This is a genomic window from Micromonospora sp. bgisy143 (assembly GCF_057708145.1).
In genome coordinates this window covers 42912-63083 of sequence record NZ_JBYIRN010000011.1, presented here as the reverse complement: position 1 = coordinate 63083, position 20172 = coordinate 42912, and the positions used below count along the sequence as shown (strand labels likewise).

Annotated in this window: 17 protein-coding genes; 8 read left to right on the top strand and 9 right to left on the bottom strand. The window is 73.8% G+C overall.

Annotation, left to right across the window (positions count from 1 at the left end; genetic code table 11):
- Positions 1-30: 30 nt before the first annotated feature.
- Together AC3EN4_RS15250 and AC3EN4_RS15245 are read left to right on the top strand one after the other, a co-directional pair.
- On the top strand, positions 31-993 hold the full coding sequence (locus AC3EN4_RS15250) for a TIGR03557 family F420-dependent LLM class oxidoreductase (RefSeq protein WP_435206484.1): 963 nt from the start codon (positions 31-33) through the stop codon (positions 991-993).
- Positions 990-1829 carry an alpha/beta fold hydrolase gene (locus AC3EN4_RS15245; RefSeq protein ID WP_435206483.1) on the top strand — a complete coding sequence of 280 codons (840 nt, stop codon included), beginning with the start codon at positions 990-992 and terminating at the stop codon, positions 1827-1829. Before AC3EN4_RS15250 ends, AC3EN4_RS15245 begins: the two co-directional genes overlap by 4 nt.
- Positions 1830-1961: 132 nt before the next feature.
- On the opposite strand, the gene AC3EN4_RS15240 is transcribed toward AC3EN4_RS15245, so the two are convergent.
- From AC3EN4_RS15240 to AC3EN4_RS15210, 7 genes are all read right to left on the bottom strand, one after another.
- A complete protein-coding gene (locus AC3EN4_RS15240) occupies positions 1962-3149 on the bottom strand; it encodes a hypothetical protein (RefSeq protein WP_435206482.1) in 1188 nt (395 codons plus the stop codon).
- A 48-nt stretch (positions 3150-3197) separates the two neighbouring features.
- Positions 3198-3998, bottom strand: coding sequence for an endonuclease/exonuclease/phosphatase family protein (locus tag AC3EN4_RS15235; RefSeq protein ID WP_435206481.1), 801 nt, complete (start codon positions 3996-3998; stop codon positions 3198-3200).
- Between the two features lie 8 nt (positions 3999-4006).
- Entirely contained in the window at positions 4007-5497 is a 1491-nt protein-coding gene (locus AC3EN4_RS15230; protein WP_435206480.1) for a phosphatase PAP2 family protein, read from the bottom strand.
- 69 nt (positions 5498-5566) lie between these two features.
- Positions 5567-6568, bottom strand: a complete 1002-nt coding sequence (locus AC3EN4_RS15225; protein ID WP_421475339.1) for a YihY/virulence factor BrkB family protein — start codon at positions 6566-6568, stop codon at positions 5567-5569.
- Positions 6561-7565 (bottom strand): diacylglycerol/lipid kinase family protein, encoded by a 1005-nt coding sequence (locus tag AC3EN4_RS15220; protein ID WP_435206479.1) that lies wholly within the window; start codon positions 7563-7565, stop codon positions 6561-6563. The genes AC3EN4_RS15225 and AC3EN4_RS15220 overlap by 8 nt, the downstream gene beginning before the upstream one ends.
- A gap of 94 nt (positions 7566-7659) precedes the next feature.
- Positions 7660-8238, bottom strand: coding sequence for a Clp protease N-terminal domain-containing protein (locus AC3EN4_RS15215; RefSeq protein WP_435206592.1), 579 nt, complete (start codon positions 8236-8238; stop codon positions 7660-7662).
- A complete protein-coding gene (locus tag AC3EN4_RS15210; RefSeq protein ID WP_007457155.1) occupies positions 8238-8474 on the bottom strand; it encodes an HTH domain-containing protein in 237 nt (78 codons plus the stop codon). The genes AC3EN4_RS15215 and AC3EN4_RS15210 overlap by 1 nt, the downstream gene beginning before the upstream one ends.
- 169 nt (positions 8475-8643) lie before the next feature.
- Between AC3EN4_RS15210 and AC3EN4_RS15205 the strand changes: the two genes are divergently transcribed.
- From AC3EN4_RS15205 to AC3EN4_RS15195, 3 genes are all read left to right on the top strand, one after another.
- Complete coding sequence (locus tag AC3EN4_RS15205; RefSeq protein WP_435206478.1) at positions 8644-9504, top strand: universal stress protein; 861 nt, start codon at positions 8644-8646, stop codon at positions 9502-9504.
- 65 nt (positions 9505-9569) lie between these two features.
- Positions 9570-11963 (top strand): phosphoketolase family protein, encoded by a 2394-nt coding sequence (locus tag AC3EN4_RS15200; RefSeq protein WP_435206477.1) that lies wholly within the window; start codon positions 9570-9572, stop codon positions 11961-11963.
- Positions 11964-11977: 14 nt separating this feature from the next.
- Positions 11978-12823, top strand: a complete 846-nt coding sequence (locus tag AC3EN4_RS15195; protein ID WP_435206476.1) for a universal stress protein — start codon at positions 11978-11980, stop codon at positions 12821-12823.
- Positions 12824-12836: 13 nt separating this feature from the next.
- Here AC3EN4_RS15195 and AC3EN4_RS15190 read toward each other — a convergent pair whose 3' ends face one another.
- Complete coding sequence (locus AC3EN4_RS15190) at positions 12837-15170, bottom strand: heavy metal translocating P-type ATPase (protein WP_435206475.1); 2334 nt, start codon at positions 15168-15170, stop codon at positions 12837-12839.
- A 260-nt stretch (positions 15171-15430) separates the two neighbouring features.
- Between AC3EN4_RS15190 and AC3EN4_RS15185 the strand changes: the two genes are divergently transcribed.
- Together AC3EN4_RS15185 and AC3EN4_RS15180 are read left to right on the top strand one after the other, a co-directional pair.
- Positions 15431-16426, top strand: a complete 996-nt coding sequence (locus AC3EN4_RS15185) for an Acg family FMN-binding oxidoreductase (protein ID WP_435206474.1) — start codon at positions 15431-15433, stop codon at positions 16424-16426.
- Positions 16427-16523: 97 nt separating this feature from the next.
- Complete coding sequence (locus AC3EN4_RS15180) at positions 16524-18200, top strand: sensor histidine kinase (protein WP_435206591.1); 1677 nt, start codon at positions 16524-16526, stop codon at positions 18198-18200.
- A 110-nt stretch (positions 18201-18310) separates the two neighbouring features.
- On the opposite strand, the gene AC3EN4_RS15175 is transcribed toward AC3EN4_RS15180, so the two are convergent.
- Entirely contained in the window at positions 18311-18949 is a 639-nt protein-coding gene (locus AC3EN4_RS15175) for a response regulator (RefSeq protein ID WP_422739043.1), read from the bottom strand.
- A 244-nt stretch (positions 18950-19193) separates the two neighbouring features.
- Here AC3EN4_RS15175 and AC3EN4_RS15170 point away from each other — a divergent pair, with 244 nt between their 5' ends.
- Positions 19194-20168 carry an Acg family FMN-binding oxidoreductase gene (locus tag AC3EN4_RS15170; RefSeq protein WP_435206473.1) on the top strand — a complete coding sequence of 325 codons (975 nt, stop codon included), beginning with the start codon at positions 19194-19196 and terminating at the stop codon, positions 20166-20168.
- Positions 20169-20172 lie beyond the last annotated feature (4 nt).

Sequence of the window (20172 nt, the reverse complement as noted above, 5' to 3'; positions counted from 1 at the left end):
ACGAACCGTCGGCGAGAAGGAGATACCGGGATGGTGAGCGTCGGCTACACCCTGATGTGCGAGCAGGCCGGTCCGAAGCAACTGGTGGACCACGCGGTGCGGGCCGAGGCGGCCGGCTTCGACCAACTGGTGATGTCCGACCACTACTACCCGTGGCTGGACTCCCAGGGGCACTCCCCGTACGCCTGGTCGGTGCTCGGCGCGGTCGCGCACGCCACCTCCCGCGCGGAGCTGATGTCGTTCGTGACCTGCCCGATCCGCCGCTACCACCCGGCCGTGGTGGCCCAGAAGGCCAGCACCATCGGCGCGCTGTCGGACGGGCGGTTCACCCTCGGCCTGGGCGCCGGGGAGAACCTGAACGAACACGTTGTCGGCGGCTGGCCGCACGTACAGCAACGCCACGAGATGTTCGAGGAGGCGTTGCAGATCATCCGTCCGCTGCTCAACGGCGAGACGTTGACCTTCTCCGGGAACCACTTCGACGTACCCGACGCGTACGTCTGGGACCGGCCCGAGCGGCCGGTGCCGATGGCGATCGCCGCCTCCGGCCGGCAGTCGGCCACCCTCGCCGCCGAGTACGGCAACGGCCTCGTCGCCACCGAGCCCGACCGGCACATCATCGAGATGTACGACGACGCGGGCGGCGCCGGCCAGCCCCGCTACGGGCAGGTGGCGATCTGCTACGGCCCCGACGAGGCCGAGTGCCGCAAGATCGTGCACGACCAGTTCCGCTGGTTCGGCATGGGCTGGAAGGTCAACGCCGACCTGCCGGGCCCGGAGTCGTTCGCGGCCGCCACCCAGTTCGTCCGGGAGGAGGACGTCGCCGAGGGCATCTCCTGCGGTCCGGACGTGGACGCCCACGTCGAGGCGTTCCGCAAGTTCGTCGACGCCGGCTTCACCCACGTGGCGATCATCCAGGTCGGCGGGGAGACCCAGCCGATGTTCCTGGACTGGGCTCAGGAGCAGCTACTGCCCCGGCTGCGTCAACTGTGAGGTTGACGCCGCCCGGCCGGTTCGGGTTGGCCGAGCTGCGGCTCGCGCTCGCCGCTCCCCGACGGGCCGCCGGTCTCACCAGCGACTGGCGGCTCGTCGACGGACTGCGCACCCACACCCGGCGAAGCGCCGACGCGGGCACCGGGGCCACGCCCGTGGTGCTGGTGCACGGGCTGGCCGTCTCGCACCGGTATCTCACCCCGCTGGCCGTCGCGCTCGCCGGCACCAACCCGGTGTACGTGCCGGACCTGCCCGGCTTCGGTCTGAGCGACCACCCCCGGGGCGCGTACGACGTCGCGCAGCACGCCGACCACCTGGCCGCCTGGCTGGCCGCGTACCGACTGCCGCCGGTCTGCCTGGTGGGGCACTCGTTCGGCGCGGAGGTCGCCGCCGCGCTCGCCGCGAACCATCCGGACGCCGTACGCGCGCTGGTGCTGGCCGGGCCGACAAGTGCCCCGGTGGCCCGGTCCCGGCGGGCCCTGTTCGGCCGATGGCTGGTTGACACCGCGCGCGAGGCGCCGATGCAGGCGCCCGTCCTGGTCCGGGACATCTGGGACGCCCGGCCCTGGCGGGTCTTCGCCACGCTGTCGCACTCGGTGCGCAACGCGATCGAGGCCGACCTCGTGCGGATCACCGTGCCGACCCTCGTGCTGACCGGCGGTCGTGATCCGGTGGTCCCGGCGCGGTGGCGTGCGCAGGTGACCCGGCTCGTGCCGGACGCCGGCCTGACCGTCGTACCGGGTGCCGCGCACAACGTGGTCACCACCGCCCCGACGGCGGTCGCGGACGCGATCCGCCATCTGCTCAGCCCGCAGCCCGCACTCACGGACAGGTGAACCTCATGCGCTTCGGAAACACGGAGATCCGCCCGCTCGGTGGTGGCCTCGGCTGCCTCCTGATGATCCTCTTCTCGATCCTGGCTTCGGTGGTGCTGACCGTGCTGCTCAATCTGGTGCTCTGAGGCGTCGTCAGCGGCGCAGGCCCAGTGCGCTGAGCACCTCCCGGGAGGCCACCCGGGCCGGGTCGAGCACCGCGCGTCGGGTCCACCGGGCGGCCGGCGGGACGGTGGCCCGCCACACCGCACGCAGACCGCGCGCCACCGGCACGACCGTCACCGACCAGACCCACCGGACGCCCGACAGCAGCGGACGTACGGTGTGCCGCCACAGCCAGCGCAGCCCCAGCCCGACCGGGCGCAGCAGCAGTCGGTAGCCCCACCGCAGCAGCCAGCCGGCGATCCGCCACGCCCCCACCAGCGCGGCGACGACCAGCCGGCCGAACCCGACGACGAGCCACCAGATGCCGCGCGCCAGGCCGACCACGACCCACCGGACTCCCTGCGCCAGCGCGACGAGCGCGGCGGCCACCGCCCCGGCGAGCAGGGCGACACCGCGCCACAGCAGCCGTCCGGCGGGGGCGAGCGTCGCGCCCAGCCAGCGCAGCGGCCGTACGACGAGATGCTCGGCGAGCCAGGCCAGCACGCGACCGAGAGCCACCAGCGGCGGGCGCAGCCCGCGGCGGGCCAGCCACACCAGCGGTGACCAGAGCACCGTGCGGACCGTCCAGGCGAGGGCGGACGCCAACCACACCAACGGCAGCCACACGAGAGTCCGCGCCGCCCACGCCAGGCCGCGCCCGAGCCACACCAACGGCAGCCAGACCAGCGTCTGAGCTGCCCAGGCCAGGCCACGCCCCAGCCACACCAGCGGCAGCCACACGAGCGTGCGAGCCGCCCAGGCCAGGCCACGCCCCAGCCACACCAACGGCACCCACACGAGGTTGCGGGCCACCCAGCGCAGCGGACGCCAGATCAGGTGGTCGGCGCACCAGAGCAGCGGACGCCACAGCAGCCGGTCCAGGGCCCAGACCAGCGGCGCCACCAGCCAGTCGCGCAGGAACCGTCCGACCGGGGTGAGCAGGTACCGGCGCAGCAGCCGGCCGGCAGCCGCGATCAGCTCCCAGAGCAGGCGTACCGGCAGCACGAAGACCAGCGCGACGCCGCGCGCGACGGCCGCGACGAGCGGAAGCGCGTCGGTGGCCGGCTCGGCCGTGTGGACGGTCGACGGCACTCGGCCCGCGAGCGTCACCGTCGGCGCGGCCGGATGATCGGTCGGCGGACCGGGCAGCGGCGGGCGGAGGGTGGGGCGGTCGGTCACGGTGGGCACGGTAGCCCGGCGACGCCATCCGGCGCGGCCCCGTGCGGGTCACAGATCGATGGTGGCCAGCAGTGGATAGTGGTCGGAGGCGGTGTCCGTCGTCGCGTCACGGATCACCCGGCAGTCGCGCACCCGCTCGGCCACCGCGCGGCTGCCCAGCAGGTAGTCCAGCCGCATCCCGGCGAACTCCGCGCCCCCGAACCGGGTGGGGACGGTCCGGCCGGCGGCCTCCGGGGCCCCCGCGTTGGCGGACGGCCACAGGTCGACCAGACCGGCGTCGAGCAGTCGGGCGACCGCGCGGGTGTCCACCGCGCCGCCGCGCCGGCGCAGGTGCCGCCGCCGATACAGGGCGGGCAGACCGGCGAGCCGGGCGGTGTGGTCGACCGTCGGGTCGAGCGAGTTGAGGTCACCGGCGAGCAGGGTCAGCGGCCCGGGGGCGCGGCGCAGGGCGGCGACCAGCCAGTCGACCTCCATCCGTCGACGGCCTCCCGAGTACGGCCAGAGGTGGGTGCCGAGCACGGTGAGCGGCCCGGCCGGGGTGGACACCACGACGCGGGCGGCGGCGTGGTGGAACGGCCGACGCAGCGGCCCCGCGGCGAGCACCCGGTACGGCGGCCGGACCAGCACCGCGACCGGCTGCCCGAAGCAGGACCGGGCCAGGTGGGCCGTCATTCCGACCCGGTCCGCCACGGCGGCCGTCAGCCTGGCCTGGTCGAAGCCGCGCAGCTCCTGCAACGCCAACACGTCCGGCGTCTGCCGGTCGACGACCTGGACCACCCGATCGAGCCGGTCGGTGCTGTCACCGTCCCGACCGCCGGTGCGGATGTTCCAGGTCATCACCCGCAGCATCGTGGTGCTCAGTCGGCCCGGCCGGCGCGCGCCAGCTCGTCGTCGAGGGTGTCCACGTCCTCCGACTCGATGGCCGGCTGGTTGCCCTCCGCCAGGTCGGCGTTGGGGCGGATCACGAGGTAGAGCAGGCCGATCCAGAGCGCGGAGAGCAGGATCGCGCCCATGAAGTCGGTCGGGTGGTGCATCCCCCGGTACATCCGGGAGGTCGCCACCCCGACCGGCATGATCACGGCCAGCGCCACGAAGATCCACCGCCACCAGCGGTCGGTACGCGGGAACACGATCAGCGTGATCGCCAGCCAGACGCAGATCGTGGCCGCGATGTGCCCGGACGGGAACGAGGAGGTGGGCATCTGCCCGTCCAGGTTCTCCACCGGCGGTCGCGGCCGGTCGACCACGTGCGCCGAGGCGAGGAAGAGGGTCAGCTCGCCGACCATCGCCAGCACCACGAACAGCACGGGCCGCCACCGCCGCCACACGGCGAGCACCAGCGGGCAGAACACCAGCGAGATGAGCAGGATCGCGTGGGTGTCCCCGAACTTGCTCCACCACCAGCTCACGTCGGTCAGCAGGTCGGTGTGCCGGTCGGCGAACCAGCGCGGGACCTCGGTGTCCAGGGTGGCGAAGAAGGTGCCCTTGGCGTGGTAGCTGACGTACGTGCCGAAGCCGTACAGCGCGCCGAACACGAGTACCCAACCGACCAGCAGCTCGGCCACCGCCGAGCGGGGATGCGCCAGCACCCGCTCCTCGGCCGGGGCGATGGCGATGTCGTGCCCCGCCTCCGGCTCCAGTCCCTCGGTCAGCGGCGGCACCGGCTTGCCGCGCTCACGCCGCCACAGCCGGAAGGCGTACGCGGTGACGCCCAGCCAGGCGGCCCCGAGCAGCCAGGCGCCCAGCACGTCGGAGACGAAGTGCACGCCCAGTGCGATCCGGGTCAGCCCGATCAGCGCCACCAGCACGCCGACGCCGACGATCGCGGGCTTGCGCCAGCGGGGCGCCATCGCCGGCAGGAACACCAGCAGCAGCGCCCCGTACGCGACGATCGAGCCGAGCGCGTGCCCACTCGGGAAACTGTTGCCGGGAGCGCTGGCGACCGGGACGTCCACCACCGGGCGGAGTCGACCGACGAGGTTCTTGAGCGACGGGTCGAGGATCAGCCCGCCGACCCCCGTGACGATCAGGTAGACGGCCAGCCGGGGCTGCCGCCGGATCAGCAGGCCGATCGCCGGGATCGCGACCAGCCAGATGAGGATCGGTCGGCCACCCAGGTCGGTCACCGCCTGGAGCACGGTGACCAGCGGGTGGTGTGGGGCGACGAGCGAGTTGAACCACTCGGCGAGGGAGTGGTCGGCGTCCTGCAACGGGCTCCACTTGAAGCGGACGAGCAACAGCAACAGTCCGAACGCCGCACCGGCGCCGATGACGGCGACCAGACCGGCGATGCTCCGTTCGGCGAAGTGACCGATCGGACGCCGAGCCACCTCTTTGACCGCGGTCACCCCGCACCTCCCTTGTCGTACCTGGCGAGGCGAGGTACCCGATCCGCGTCCGGCGTACACCCGGCGCGCTCAGAGCGCGGTCATGTCCCCGGTGTCGAACAGCTCGGCCCGGTCGGCCTCGGGTTCCCACAGGTCGGGCTGCGCGGGCTCCTGCACACCGATCCGCAGCGCCTCCAACTGGGCGGCGAAGGCCAGCCCGCCGAAGAGCGCCATGCCGGTCAGGTTGGCCCAGAGCAGCAGCGCCATCATCCCGGTGAGCGCGCCGTAGGTCTGCCCGAAGCCGTCGCTGAACTTGACGTACGCGGCGAGCAGCAGGCTGGCCAGCCACCACAGGGCGGTGGCGATGCCGGCGCCGAAGAACAGCCAGGACAGCCCCGGCTGGTTGCGGCGCGGCGCGTGCCGGAACAGCACCGCCACGGCGAGCACGGTCAGGCCGAGGCTCAACGGGAACCGGATCACGTTCCAGATGATGTTGGCGGTCTCGCCCCACTCGTAGTGCTCGCGTACCGAGTCGCCCATCGCCCCGCCGCCGACGAGGATCAGGAAGCCGGCCAGCGCGGGCAGGCCGGCGGTGACGGCCAGCACGGCCGCCCGCAGGTATTTCCAGAACGCCGGGCGGTCCCGTTCGACGCCGTAGATGCGGTTGGCGCCCCGCTCGATCTGGGCCATCGTGGTGGTCAGCGCGACCAGGCCGGTGAGCAGACCGAGGGTGAGCGCCAGCTCCCCCGCGTCCTCGACGCGTTCGCCCTCGCCGAGCAGTTCGCCGACGACCTCGGCGCTCTGACCGGGGGTGAGCGCCAGCACGGTGTCGGCGACCACCCGGCCGCCCTCCTCCACGCCCAGCTCGCTGATCAGACCGGTGAGCGCGATGAGGAACGGCACCACGGCCAGGCAGAGTTGCAGCGCGAAGGCGCGCGAGTGGCTGAACCCGTCGCCGTAGCGGAACCGGATGAACGCGTCGCGCAGCAGGTGCCAGCCGCCCTTGCGGCGCAGTGTGTGCCAGGCGTCGTCGGCCGACAGCTCCTCGTCGGCCATCAGCCGGGTCTCCGGCACGATCCGGGTGCTACTCACGGCGCGCTTCCTCGATCAGCTGCTCGCCCCGCTCCCCGGCGCCCTGCGCGTCGTCGGACAGGTCGGGGGCGTCCTCGGGCTGCGGGACGCAGAGCCACAGCGACTGCGGTCGGATCTCGGCGTGCAGCCGCCGGCCGGGGGCGATGAGATCGCCGTCCAGCTCCCGTGGCTGCGGACGGTTGCTGGTGACCATCACCTTGCGGCCGCGGAAGACCTCCAGCTGCGGCACCTGACCGCTGCGGCGGACCACGGCCCAGCCGAGCGCCAGCCAGTGCCGCAGGTTACGCGGGGTGAGGACGGCGACGTCGAGCCAGCCGTCGTCCGGCTCGGCCTCGGTCAACAGGGTCACGCCGCCCTGGAGCCGGCCGACGTTGGCGATCAGCACCGAGCGGGCCCGGCGGCGCACGGGCGGGCGGTCGTCGATGCGGATCTGCACCCGCATCGGCCGGTCGCGCAGGTGCTTCACGGCGCCCATCACGTACGCCGGCCAGCCGATGCGGGCCTTGGTGGTCTCGTTCGTCGCGTCGAGCATCTGGGCGTCGAAGCCCATACCGGCCATCACGGTGAAGTACTGGTTCTCCACCGCGCCGACGTCGAGCAGTCGCCGACCGCGTTCGACGGCGACCTGGAGCCCCGCCGCGAGGTCGGTGGAGAGGCCGAGGTTCGCGGCGAGCAGGTTGCCGGTGCCCTGCGGCAGCACGGCGAGGGCCACGTCGGTGCCGACCAGCCCGCTGACGCAGGACATCACGGTGCCGTCGCCGCCGCAGGCGAAGACCAGGTCGACCCCGTCCTTGACGGCCTGCTCGGTCTGGCCCCGGCCGGGGTCGTCGACGGTGGTCTCGAACCACTGCGGCTCGGGCCAGCCGGCGGCGGCCAGCGCGTCGTTCACGGTGCGGCGCAGCTCGTCGAGGTCGGCGACCTTCGCCGGATTGACCACCACGGCGGAGCGCAGCCCGCCGTCGCCACCTGAGGGGCGCCTGTCCTGTCCAGCATCCACGGCGCCAGTGTGCAGCACCGAGCCGCCGTCAGCGACCCGGCGGACGGCCTGCGTCGGAAGTGCCACAGACAGGTTTCAACGCGCGGGTGACGCCTCACGCCGCCGTACGCAGCGCCACCTCCACCCGACGACGAAGATCGTCGAGGTCGACCCCGGCCTCGGTGAGCACCAGCGCGCCCAGCCCCTGGCCCTCACGCAGCACGCCGAGCAGGATGTGTTCGGTGCCGATGTGCTTGTGGCGCAGCCGCAGCGCCTCGCGCAGCGACAGCTCCAGGGCCTTCTTCGACCGGGGCGAGAACGGGCCGCCCAGGTAGCGGCGACGCCCCCAGCGACGACGCGGCGCCGGCACCGCCTCGCGCAGCGCGTCCGGGCCGAACGACTGCTCGATGCGGGCCACGATCGCGGCCAGGTCGATGCCGATCTCGCGCAGCGCCGCCGCGTCCGCGTCGCCGAGCCCGGCGCCCCCGCCGGTGGTGTGCCGCCGGACCCGCTCGCGCAGGTCGTCGGCGCGCACCCCGGCCTCGGCCAGTACGCGTCCGGCCAGGCCGTCCTCGTCGGCGAGCAGGGCGAGCAGCAGGTGCTCGGTGCCGATCGGCCGCCGGCCCTCGGCGCGCGCCTCCTCCAGGGCCCGCCGGACCACGTTCCGTGCCCGGTCGGTGAACCGTTCGAACATCACGCCTCCCAGGATGAGTTGACCGCCGGTCGCCCGGCGTGCTTCTTGTGCACCGCCTGCCGGCTGACCTCGAGCGCGTCGGCGATCTCCTGCCAGGACCAGCCCTGTCGGCGGGCGTTGTCCACCTGGACCACCTCGAGTCGCTCGAGCAGCCGACGCAGCGCGCGGACGGCGCGGAGCCCGACCCGGGGGTCGGTGCTGCCGGCTGCCGCCGCGAGTTCTGTCGCCTGACTCATGCTGTCAACATACGTTGACAGCATGCCCGTCGTCAACATCCGTTGACACGACGCGCCCGCCTTCGCGTACCCCATGGTCCGATCCCACCCACACACCGCGACTGCCCGACTACCCTCGGTGCAGGGAAACGCGGTCGTGCCGGGCGCGACGCCCGGGAGGTGGTATCGGATGGCGGCATCGGCCGACGCGGCGGTGCTGGTCGGCCTCGGTTCGGACGGTGACCTCCCTGTCGTGGAGCAGGCCGCCCAGGAGGCCGCCGGACATGACCGGCCGCTGCACCTGGTGCACACCTTCGACTGGCACGCCGCCTTCGCGGCGGACACCGTCGCCGCGCCCCGCGACCAGGCCGAGGCTCTGATCACCCGGGCCGCCCAGCTCGCCCACCAGGTCGAACCCGGCCTGACCGTACGCGGCGAGATCGTCGAGAGCGCCATGCTGCCCACCCTCATCCGCCGGTCCGAGACCGCCTTCCTGCTGGCGGTCGGCGACAGCGGGATGGCCGGCAGCGGTCAGTGCGTCCCGGCCGACACGCCCGCCGTGCAGTTGGCGGCGCGGGCCAACTGTCCGCTGCTGACGGTCCGCCGCGAACCACCGCCGCAGGGCCCGGTCCTGGTCGGGGTGGACGGCTCACCCAGCTCGCACCTCGCGCTGCGGTGGGCCGTCGAGTGTGCCGCCCGGCGCGACGCCCGCCTGGTGGCCCTGCGGGTGGTGGAGAGCGACGAGGACACCGACGCGGTCACCGAGCAGCTCGGCGAGGCGCTGGCCCGGCATGCCGACCGGCACACCGGGGTACCCACCGAGTGCCGGGTCGTGCGCGGCGACCCCGCGCAGGTGCTCATCGACACGTCCCGGTCGGCCCAGGTGGCGCTGGTCGCGGCCCGCGGCGACGAGCCTGGACGGGCCATGCTCGGCGCGGTCGCCCAGTCCCTGCTCTACCACTCCCCCGCCCCGGTGGTCGTCGTCCGCGGCCTCGCCGAGATGCCGCTCACCGGGCCCGACGCCCACCCGACCCGGGACCAACGACCCTGACCGAGCGCGTCCGCAGCGGCGAGGCTGGACGCCGGACCCACCCCCTACCCGCGAGAGGCAGCATCATGGACACCGCTCTCGACGTACAGCGCGCACTCACCGACGACGAGCTGCGCCGGCTGGACGCCTACTGGCGCGCCGCGAACTACCTCACCGTCGGGCAGATCTACCTGCTGGGCAACCCCCTGCTGCGCGAGCCGCTGACCCCCGAGGACATCAAGCCCCGGCTGCTCGGGCACTGGGGCACCAGCCCCGGACTCAACCTGATCTACGCCCACCTCAACCGGCTGATCGTCGCCCGCGACCTGAACGCCATGCTGGTCACCGGCCCCGGGCACGGCGGCCCGGCCATCGTGGCCAACACCTGGCTCGAGGGCACCTGGTCCGAGCGCTACCACGACGTCGCCCGCGACGAGGCCGGGATGGCCCGGTTGTTCCGGCAGTTCTCCTTCCCCGGCGGCATCCCCAGCCACGTCGCGGCGGACGTGCCGGGTTCGATCCACGAGGGCGGCGAGCTGGGGTACGCCCTGAGCCACGCCTACGGGGCCGCCTTCGACCATCCAGATCTCGTGGTCGCCTGCGTGGTGGGCGATGGTGAGGCCGAGACCGGCCCGCTGGCCGGCAGTTGGCTCTCCAACGTCTTCCTCAACCCGGCCCGGGACGGCGCGGTGCTGCCCATCCTGCACCTCAACGGCTACAAGATCGCCAATCCCACCGTGCTGTCCCGGATCCCCGAGACGGACCTGCTGGACCTGATGCGGGGCTCGGGTTACGAGCCGTACGTGGTGGCCGGCGACGACCCGAGCGTGGTGCACCGCACCCTCGCGGCCACCATGGACCGGGCACTGGACGAGATCGCCGCGATCCAGCGCCGGGCCCGCTCCGGCGGCGTCGTCGAGCGTCCCCGCTGGCCGATGATCGTCCTGCGGACGCCGAAGGGCTGGACCGGACCGCGCGAGGTCGACGGCACGGAGGTGGAGGGCACCTACCGCGCACACCAGGTGCCGCTGGCCGGCGTGCGCGACAACCCGGCGCACCTGGCCGAGCTGGAGCACTGGCTGCGCAGCTACCGACCGGAGGAGCTGTTCGACGCCACCGGCGCACCTGTCGACGAGCTGCGGACGCTGCCGCCGACCGGCGACCGGCGGATGAGCGCCAACCCGGTCACCAACGGCGGCGTGGTCCTGCGCGACCTGGTCCTGCCCGACTTCCGCGACTACGGCGTGGACGTCCCCGAGCCGGGTCAGCCCATGGCCGGGGCGACCGGGGTGCTCGGGCCGTGGATCCGCGACGTGATCGCCGCCAACCCGCAGGCGTTCCGGCTGTTCGGCCCGGACGAGGTCGCATCGAACCGGTTGGGTGCCGCGTTCGAGGTGACCGACCGGGCCTGGATGGCCGCCACCGTCCCCGGCGACGACCACCTCTCGCCGGACGGCCGGGTGATGGAGGTGCTCTCCGAGCACCTGTGCCAGGGCTGGTTGGAGGGTTACCTGCTGACCGGCCGGCACGGCGTGTTCACCAGCTACGAGGCGTTCATCCACATCGTCGACTCGATGCTCAACCAGCACGCCAAGTGGCTGAAGGTGACCCGGGCCATCCCGTGGCGGCAGCCGATCGCCTCGCTGAACTACCTGCTGTCCAGCCACGTCTGGCGGCAGGACCACAACGGCTTCTCCCACCAGGACCCGGGCTTCATCGACCACGTGGTCAACAAGAAGGCCGAGGTGGTACGGGTCTACCTGCCGCCGGACGCGAACACGCTGCTCTCGACGATGGACCACTGCCTGCGCAGCCGGCACTACATCAACGTGGTGGTCGCCGGGAAGCAGCCGGCGCCGAACTGGCTCACGATGGACGAGGCGATCCAGCACACCCGGCGCGGGCTCGGCATCTGGGAGTGGGCCAGCACCGACGGCGAGAGCGAACCGGACGTCGTCCTCGCCTGCTGCGGCGACGTGCCCACCCTGGAGACGCTGGCCGCCGCCGACCTGCTGCGCCGGCACCTGCCGGACCTGAAGGTGCGGTTGGTCAACGTCGTCGACCTGATGCGCCTGCAACCCGACACCGAACACCCGCACGGCCTGCCGGACAAGGAGTTCGACACCATCTTCACCCCGGACCGACCGGTCATCTTCGCGTACCACGGCTACCCGTGGCTCATCCACCGGCTCACCTACCGCCGCACCAACCACGAGAACCTGCACGTACGCGGCTACAAGGAGGAGGGCACCACCACCACCCCGTTCGACATGGTGATGCTCAACGACCTTGACCGGTTCCACCTGGTCATCGACGTCATCGACCGGGTGCCGGGGCTGGGCGCGCGCGCCGCGCACCTGCGCCAGCAGATGGTCGACGCCCGGCAGGCGGCCCGTGACTACACCCGCCGGTACGGCGAGGACGACCCGCAGGTCGCCGAGTGGCGGTGGGTCCGCGAGACCGACCCGACCAACCCGTGAAGAAGGAGGACGACGTGCGGGACGCGGAGATCCTGGTCGGCTACGACGGCTCGACCGACGCGTCGGTGGCCCTGACCTGGGCGCTGGACGAGGCCGAGCGCAGCGGTCAGCCGGTGCGGCTGGCGTACATCTTCGAATGGTTGACGGTGGCCGGTTGGATCGGTCCCGGCGTCGCGCCCGGCGTCTGGCCGGACGACGCCGCCCGGCAGCAGGTGGACGACCTGGTCCACAAGGCCGCCACGGAGGCCGCCGCCGCGCATCCCGGTCTGACGGTCACCGGCGAGGTGTACGACGGACCGCCCGCCCTGGTCTTGCAGGAACGCTCCACCGAGGCGGGGATGCTGGTGCTCGGCAGCCGGGGGCACGGCGGGTTCGCCGGGCTGCTGGCCGGGTCGACCGCGGTGTCGGTCGCCGCGCACGCGCACTGTCCCGTCATCGTGGTCCGCGACGGCACCGCCCACGGCCCGGCCGACCCGGTGACGGTCGGTGTGGACACCTCGCAGCCGTCGCTGGTGGCGCTCGGCTTCGCGGCCGAACGGGCGGCCCAGCGCCGGGTACCGCTGCGCGTGGTGCACGCCTGGACGCCGGGCCCCGGTGGGGCGGCCGGGACGCCCGACGAGCGGGCGGCCGTCGAGGAGGCGGTCGAGCCGTGGCGGCGGACGTTCCCCGAGCTGGACCTCACGGTCGACCTGGTCGGCGGAAACCCTGCGGCAACGCTGATCGAGGCGAGCCGGTCGGCCCAGTTGGTGGTGGTCGGCAGCCGGGGCCGGGGCGGGCTGGCCGGGATGCTGCTCGGCTCGGTCAGCCAGCAGGTCATCCAGCACGCCGGCTGCCCGGTCGCCGTGGTCCGGGAACGCTGACGCCGAGCCGGCCTCACCGCCGCTCGGGGGCCGGGTCGAGGGTGAAGAACTCCTCCTCTTCCTGCGCCAGGTGCAGGCGCAGGACGGCGTCCAGCCCGTAGAGGGTGGCCAGCAGGTCGGGCACCTGGTCCGGGCGCAGCCGGCCGTCGACCTGGGCCAGCTGCGCGCCGAGCAGGTCGACCTGACGACGGATCTCCACGTGGGCGCGGCTCATCGTCGCCGTCGCCTCGCCGCTGCCCAGCGGGTCGGCCAGAGCGGGATAGAGCTGCCGCTCCTCGGCCGCCTCGTGCGGCAACACCCGCTCGGTCAGCCGGCGGTGCGCCTCGCGCACCGCCGGCAGGCACCTCGGCGACGCCGGATCGGTGGCGGCCAGGTCGGCGGCGTCGCGCACCCCGGCCAGCACGTCCCGGACCGCCGCGTGTTCCTCGGCCGCGCGGGCCAGCAGCTCCCGGGTGCGCGGCGGGACGTCGCGGTGGCGCAGTCCACCCCGCAGGGCCCGCAACGCGTTGAGGATCACCAGGACGTCGATGCCCTCCTGGAGGAACGCGCCGGCGACCGGTGGCAGCCGGCCGGCCGCCGCCGCGAGCATCGCCAGCACGGCCAGTCCCATCCCGACGGTGGCGCTCTGCACGGCGATACGACGGGCGTACCGGGCGATCTCCACGGCGTCGGCGAGGCGGTCCAGCCGGTCCACGGTGAGCACCGCGTCCGCCACGTCCGCCGAGGCGTTCGCCCCGGTCGCGCCCATCGCCACGCCGACCTGTGCCTGGGCCAGGGCGGGGGCGTCGTTGACGCCGTCACCGACCATCACGGTGACGGCCCGGTCGGCCTCCTGCCGGACCCGGGCCACCTTCTCCTGTGGCGTGCAGCGGGCCACCACGTCATCCACGCCGACCGCCTCGGCGACCTGGGCGGCGGTGGCCGGCCGGTCACCGGTGACCATGACGATGCGCCGCAGTCCCGCGGCGCGCAGCCGGCGCACGGTCCGGCGGGCGTCGGGGCGTACCGGATCCTCCAGCAGGATCGCGCCGAGCGGGCCGCCGTCGTCGCTCACCCACACGGCGGACCAGCCGGCCAACTCGGTACGGGCCCGCGCCCGGTCCGCCCACTCGGGCAGCTCGCCGCCGAGCTGCCCGACCCGGACCAACCGCCCGTCCACCCGACCGGTGACCCCCCGACCGGGCTCCTCGGTCACGTCGGCGGGCTCGGTCAACGCCAGTCCCCGCGCCCGGGCCTGCCGCACCAGCGCGGCGGCCAACACGTGCGGGGAGAGCTGCTCCACCGACGCCGCCAGCCGCAGCACCTCGTCCCGGTCACCGCCGGGGGCGACGACCGTCTCGGCCGTACGCGGGCGGCCGGCGGTGAGCGTGCCGGTCTTGTCCACCAGCAGGGTACGGGCCCGGCCGAGCAGTTCCAGCGCGCCGCCGTCGCGCACCAGCACGCCGCGTCGGGCCACCCGCGACAGCCCGGACACGATCGCGATCGGGGTGGCCAGTAGCAGCGGGCAGGGGGTGGCCACCACGAGCACCGCCACCGCGCGGACCACGTCGCCGGAGAACAGCCACGCCAACCCCGCCAGCACCAGCGTGAACGGGACGAAGGCGGTGGCGTACCGGTCCGCCAGCCGCACCATCGGGGCCTTGTGCGCGCTGGCCTCCTCGGCCAGCCGGACGATGCCGGCGTACGTGCTCTGCGCCGCGCTCTTGGTCGCCCGCATGCCGAACCCCGCGCCCGCGTTGACCACGCCGCTGGCCACGGCCTCCCCGGCGGCCCGCTGCACCAGCCGCGACTCCCCGGTCACCACCGACTCGTCCAGGGTGGCCGCCTCGTCGACGGTCCCGTCGACCGGCACCACGTCACCGGGCCCCACCAGCAGTCGGTCCGCCACCGCCACCCGGTCCAGCGGCACCACCTCGATGGTGCCGTCGGCGCCCCGCCGGCGTGCCGTGCGCGGGGCGCGCTCCAGCAGGGCCCGCAGGTCCCGGGTCGCCCGGCGCTGCGCGTACGCTTCCAACGACCGTCCGGTCGCCACCATCACCGCGATCACCGCCCCGGCCAGGTACTCGCCGACGACGAGCGCGCCGGCCAGGGCCAGGACGGCGATCACGTCCACGCCGAACTGCCGACGCCACAACTGGCGCAGCATCGACCACAGGGCCGGTGCCAGTGCGGCGACCGTGACGGCCGCCCAGATCACCTGGGCCGCGCCGGGTCGGCCGGCGATCCACAGCACCGCACCCACCAGCACCGCGACACCGAGCCCGATCAGCGGCGCCCACGCCCACCAGCGTCGGATGCGGCTGCGCGCCGGCTGCTCGTCGACGCACTCGGACGGCTCCGCTGTCACCTGCGCATCGTCGCAGCCCAGCGGCGTGCACCGTCCCCACACCGCGCGATTGGCCGGCCGGCGGGCCGGTCGCGCGAGCCGGGCCGACGACCGGGCCGGCGTACGGTCACGCGAGCCGGCTCGGCGGGCGGCACGACCCGGCGCGGGCGGGACCTTCGACCCCTGCGGTCCCGAGTCCGATGCCCCAGGATGGAACGGCAACGCACCCGCAGGACATCCTCCGGTGAGGCACGATGGGCAGAGACGGAAAGGTCGTGACGATGAGTCAGGAGAGCCAGCTGACCACCGCGCTGGTGGAGGCCGCCACCACCGCCGGCCACGCCCCCTCGGTGCACAACACGCAGCCCTGGCGCTGGCAGGTCCTCCCCGACGCGCTGGAGCTACACACGGCCGCCGACCGGCAGCTCCTGGCCGGCGACCCGGAGGGACGACTGCTGGCGGTCAGTTGCGGCGCGGCCCTGCACCACGCCCGGGTGGCGCTCGCCGCCGAGGGCTGGCGCACGGTGGTGCGACGCCTTCCCGACCCGGGCGACCCCGGCCTGCTAGCCCGCCTGTCCGACCTGACCCGGACCGAGCCCGACCCCGATGCCATGCGCCTGGTGCAGTGCATGTCGGTGCGGCACACCGACCGACGGCCGGTCAGCGACGAGCCGGTGCCCACCGACGCGATCGGGGAGATCACCCGGGCGGTCACCGCCGAGGGCAGCCGGCTACAGATCCTCGACCGCGACCAGGTGCTGGAGCTGGCCGCCGCGGCCGGGCACGCCGGCTCGGTCGAGGCCGAGGACCCGGAGCTGCGCGCCGAGCTGGCGTACTGGACCAGCCGCGCCGACACCGGCACCGGCCTACCCGCGAACGTGCTGCCCGCGGAACCCACCCAGACCACCGTCCCGAGCCGGGACTTCGGCCGTCCCGGCAGCCTGCCGGTCGGCCCCGGCCACGACCACGCGGCGGTGTACGCGCTGCTGCACGGCGACGAGGACGAGCGGGACAGCTGGCTCCGCGCCGGTGAGGCCCTCTCCGCCGCCTGGCTGACCGCCACCCGGCTCGGCGTGTCGGCGGTGCCGCTGAGCGCGGTGGTCGAGGTCGAGGGCACCCGGCAGACACTGCGTCAGGTGCTCGCCGGCATCGGCTTCCCGTACCTCGTGCTGCGCCTGGGGATCGCGGACCCGGCGCACGCGGGGCCGCCGCACACCCCGCGACTGGCCGGCGAGCAGGTGGTCGACACCTCCGCCGTCCGCGGCGACCGGGCCTGACGGGTCGATCGTCGCCATTCGTCGGCGCTAGGATCGCGCGGTGACCAGCAGCGTCCCGCAGCCCCGCCCGGAAACCCCGGTCACGCCGTCGCTCGGCCTGAGCCCGCTGTCCCGGGTCCGTCTCGACGAACTGCTCCAGGAGATGCTGGACCGGGTCGGCGAGGTGATGACCAGCCGGGAGCGGCTGCGCGCGCTGCTCGACGCGGTCGTCGGTATCGGCACCAACCTGGACCTGCGCACCACCCTGCGGCGCATCGTGCAGGCGGCCTGCGAGCTGGTCGGCGCCCAGTACGGCGCACTGGGCGTGGTCGGCCCGGACCGGCTGCTGCACGACTTCATCGTGCACGGTGTCACGCCCGAGCAGCACGCGCTGATCGGCGACCTGCCGCACGGGCGGGGCGTGCTCGGCCTGCTCATCGACGATCCCCGCCCGCTGCGCATGCCGGACATCACCCAGCACCCGCGTTCCTACGGCTTCCCCGCCAACCACCCGCCCATGCACAGCTTCCTGGGCGTGCCGGTGCTCATCCGGGAGCAGGTGTTCGGCAACCTCTACCTGGCCGAGAAGCAGGGCGGGGCCCAGTTCACCGAGGACGACGAGGAGATCGTCGTCGCGCTGGCCGCCGCCGCCGGCGTGGCCATCGAGAACGCCCGCCTGTACGCCCTCGCCCACCGGCGGGAACGCTGGCTCGCGGCCACCGCCGAGATCACCACGGTGCTGCTCGGCGAGGTGCGGCGCACCGACGCGCTCGCGCTCGTCGCCCGCCGCGCCCGGGAGGTCGCCGAGGCGGAGTTGGCGCTGGTGCTGCTGCACGACGCCGACACCGCGCAGTTCACCGTGGAGGTCGTCGACGGCGTCGACGAGCGGGCCCGGGCGCTGGTCGGCGCGGTCCTGCCGGCCGCCGACACCAGCTTCGGGGCGGCCGTGGCGCAGGGACGGCACGACCAGGTGGACGACCTGGCGCACGCCGCGCCGTGGCCGGCGCTGCTGCACACCGGGCCTGCGATCGTCTCACCGCTGGCCACCGCGGAGACGCTGCACGGCGTACTCATCGTGGCGCACCGGCCGGAGCGGGGCGGCGGCGCCAACGACGAGGACGTGGCGCTGCTGGGCAGCTTCGCCGGCCAGGCGGCGCTGGCCATGGAGCGGGCGCGCGGTCAGGAGGAGCGCGAGCTGTTGGTGGTGCTGGAGGACCGTGAGCGGATCGCCCGGGACCTGCACGACGTGGTGATCCAGCGGCTCTTCGCCACCGGCCTGCAGTTGCAGAGCGCCGCGCCGATGATGGCCCGCCCCGAGGTGGCCAAACGGATCAACGCCGCCGTCGACGACCTCGACGACACCATCCGCGACATCCGGCGCACCATCTTCGAGCTGCGGACGCCGATGACCGCCGCGCTGCGCACCGAGATCCGCGAGGCGATCGAGCTGGCCGCCGAGTCCCTGGGCTTCAAGCCGCACCTGGAACTGACCGGCCCGGTGGACAGCGCCGTCCCCGACACCATCCGCCCGGAACTGACCGCCGTGCTGCGCGAGGCGCTGTCCAACACGGTCCGCCACGCGCAGGCCACCCGCGTCGACGTGGCCGTACGCGTCGACGGCGATCAGGTGAGCGTGACGGTCACCGACAACGGGGTGGGCTGCGACCCGAGTGCCGCCCGAGGCGGCCTGATCAACCTCCGCGAACGCGCCGACCGCCTAACCGGCGCCTTCACGATCCGCCCGGTCGATCCCCAAGGCACCGAGCTGCACTGGTCAATACCCCTGCGCGACTGACCACGCCGGCACCCTTGCGCACGCCGATCTTGCAGTTTCGGTTGACGGTATGAGGGACAACGTCGGTTTTGTCGGCGCAGAAAGTGCAAGATCGCGGGGAGCGGGGTGGCTCAGGGGGTCTTGCCGAGCAGGCGGGTCGCCAGGACCGCCGCCTGGGTACGACGCTCCAGGCCCAGCTTGGCCAGCACGCTGGAGACGTAGTTCTTCACCGTCTTCTCGGCCAGGAACATCTTCCCGGCGATCTCCCGGTTGGTGAGCCCTTCGGCCACGTACTCCAGGATCCGCCGCTCCTGCTCGGTGAGCGACTTCAACTCGCGCGGCTGCTCGACGCCGTTACGGATGCGTTCCAGCACCCGGGTGGTGATCGCCGGGTCGAGCAGGGACTGCCCGGCCGCCACCCGGCGCACCGCGTCGACGAGGTCGGTGCCGCGGATCTGCTTGAGCACGTACCCGGCGGCACCCGCCATGATCGCGGCGAACAGCGCCTCGTCGTCCTCGTACGAGGTGAGGATCAGACCCTTGATGGCGGAGTCGACGGCCCGGATGTCGCGGCACACGTCGATGCCGTTGCCGTCGGGCAGCCGGGCGTCGAGGATCGCCACGTCGGGCCGCAGCGCCGGAATACGACGCGACGCCTCCTGCGCGGAGCCGGACTCGCCGACCACCTCGATGTCACCGCTGCTCTGCAGCAGGTCGGCCAGGCCACGGCGGACGACCTCGTGGTCGTCGAGGAGGAAGACGCGGATCATCCCTCGTTTCTACAGGCACCGATCGGCGGGTGCACGGGCCGAAGGTCCCGACCTCGGCCGGACTCCGGCTCGGCCCGTCCGGCGATGGACGGCGGGCAGACCCCGGCCTCGAAGCGGTCCCGGGCCGGGCGGTCGGCCCGATGGGTCGGGACGTCCGGCCCTGCTCGGCGCCGCCGGATCGGCGCAGGGTGGAAGTGCGCCAGCCGTCCCGGCTCGACGACCCACCCAGGCAAGGAGCACCGCCATGGACATCGGCTACACCGCGGACCACCTGCGGACCGCCGCCGCCACCGCGGTCCGGGCGCCGTCGCTGCACAACACGCAGCCGTGGCGGTTCCGGCTGCGGGACGGCGGCATCGAGGTGCTGGCCGACCCGTCGCGGCGGCTGCCGGCGACCGATCCCAGCGGCTGGGGCGTACGGGTCGCCTGCGGCGCGGCCCTGTTCAACCTGCGGATCGCGTTGGCCGTGGCCGGCATCCCCGCCCGGGTACGGCTGCGTCCCGACCCGGCCGAGCCGGACCTGCTGGCCCGGCTGGTGCCGGACATCCCGCGCCGGCCCAGCCCCACCGAGCAGAGCCTGCACCTGGCCGTCCCCCGTCGGTTCAGCAACCGGCTGCCGTTCTGGCCGGACCCGGTGCCGTCCGACGCGCGTTGGCGGCTCGGCGACGCGGCCCGCGCCGAGGGATGCTGGCTGGAACTGCTGGTCGGGGTGAGCGCGGTGAACGCGTTCGGCGAGATCGCCCGCAGCGCGCACCGGGTGCTGGAACGCGACCCGGCGTACCGCGCCGAGCGGGAGCAGTGGCTGCGTCACGAGCCCGCGCCGGACGGCGTACCCGCCTCGGCCGGCGGACCGCAGCACGAGCCGCAGGACGTCCTGCCCGCGCGTGGCTTCGGCGGGCGCGACCGCGCGCCGGGACGCGACTTCGAACCCGAGCCGCTGGTCGGGGTGCTCGGCTCGGCCGGCAACACCGCCATCGACCAGGTGGTCGCCGGTCAGGCCCTGCAACGGGTGCTGCTCACCGCCACCGACTCCGGGTTGGCCGTGTCGCTGCTGTCCCAGCCGATCGAGGTGCCGACCGCCCGGGAGCAGCTACGGGTGTCGCTGGGGCGGTTCGGCACGCCGCAGATGGTGCTGCGCATCGGGTACGGCCAGCCGGGCCGACCCACCCCGCGCCGGGAGGTCGACGAGGTGGTGGACCAGCCGGTCGTGCCGGCCTGAGACC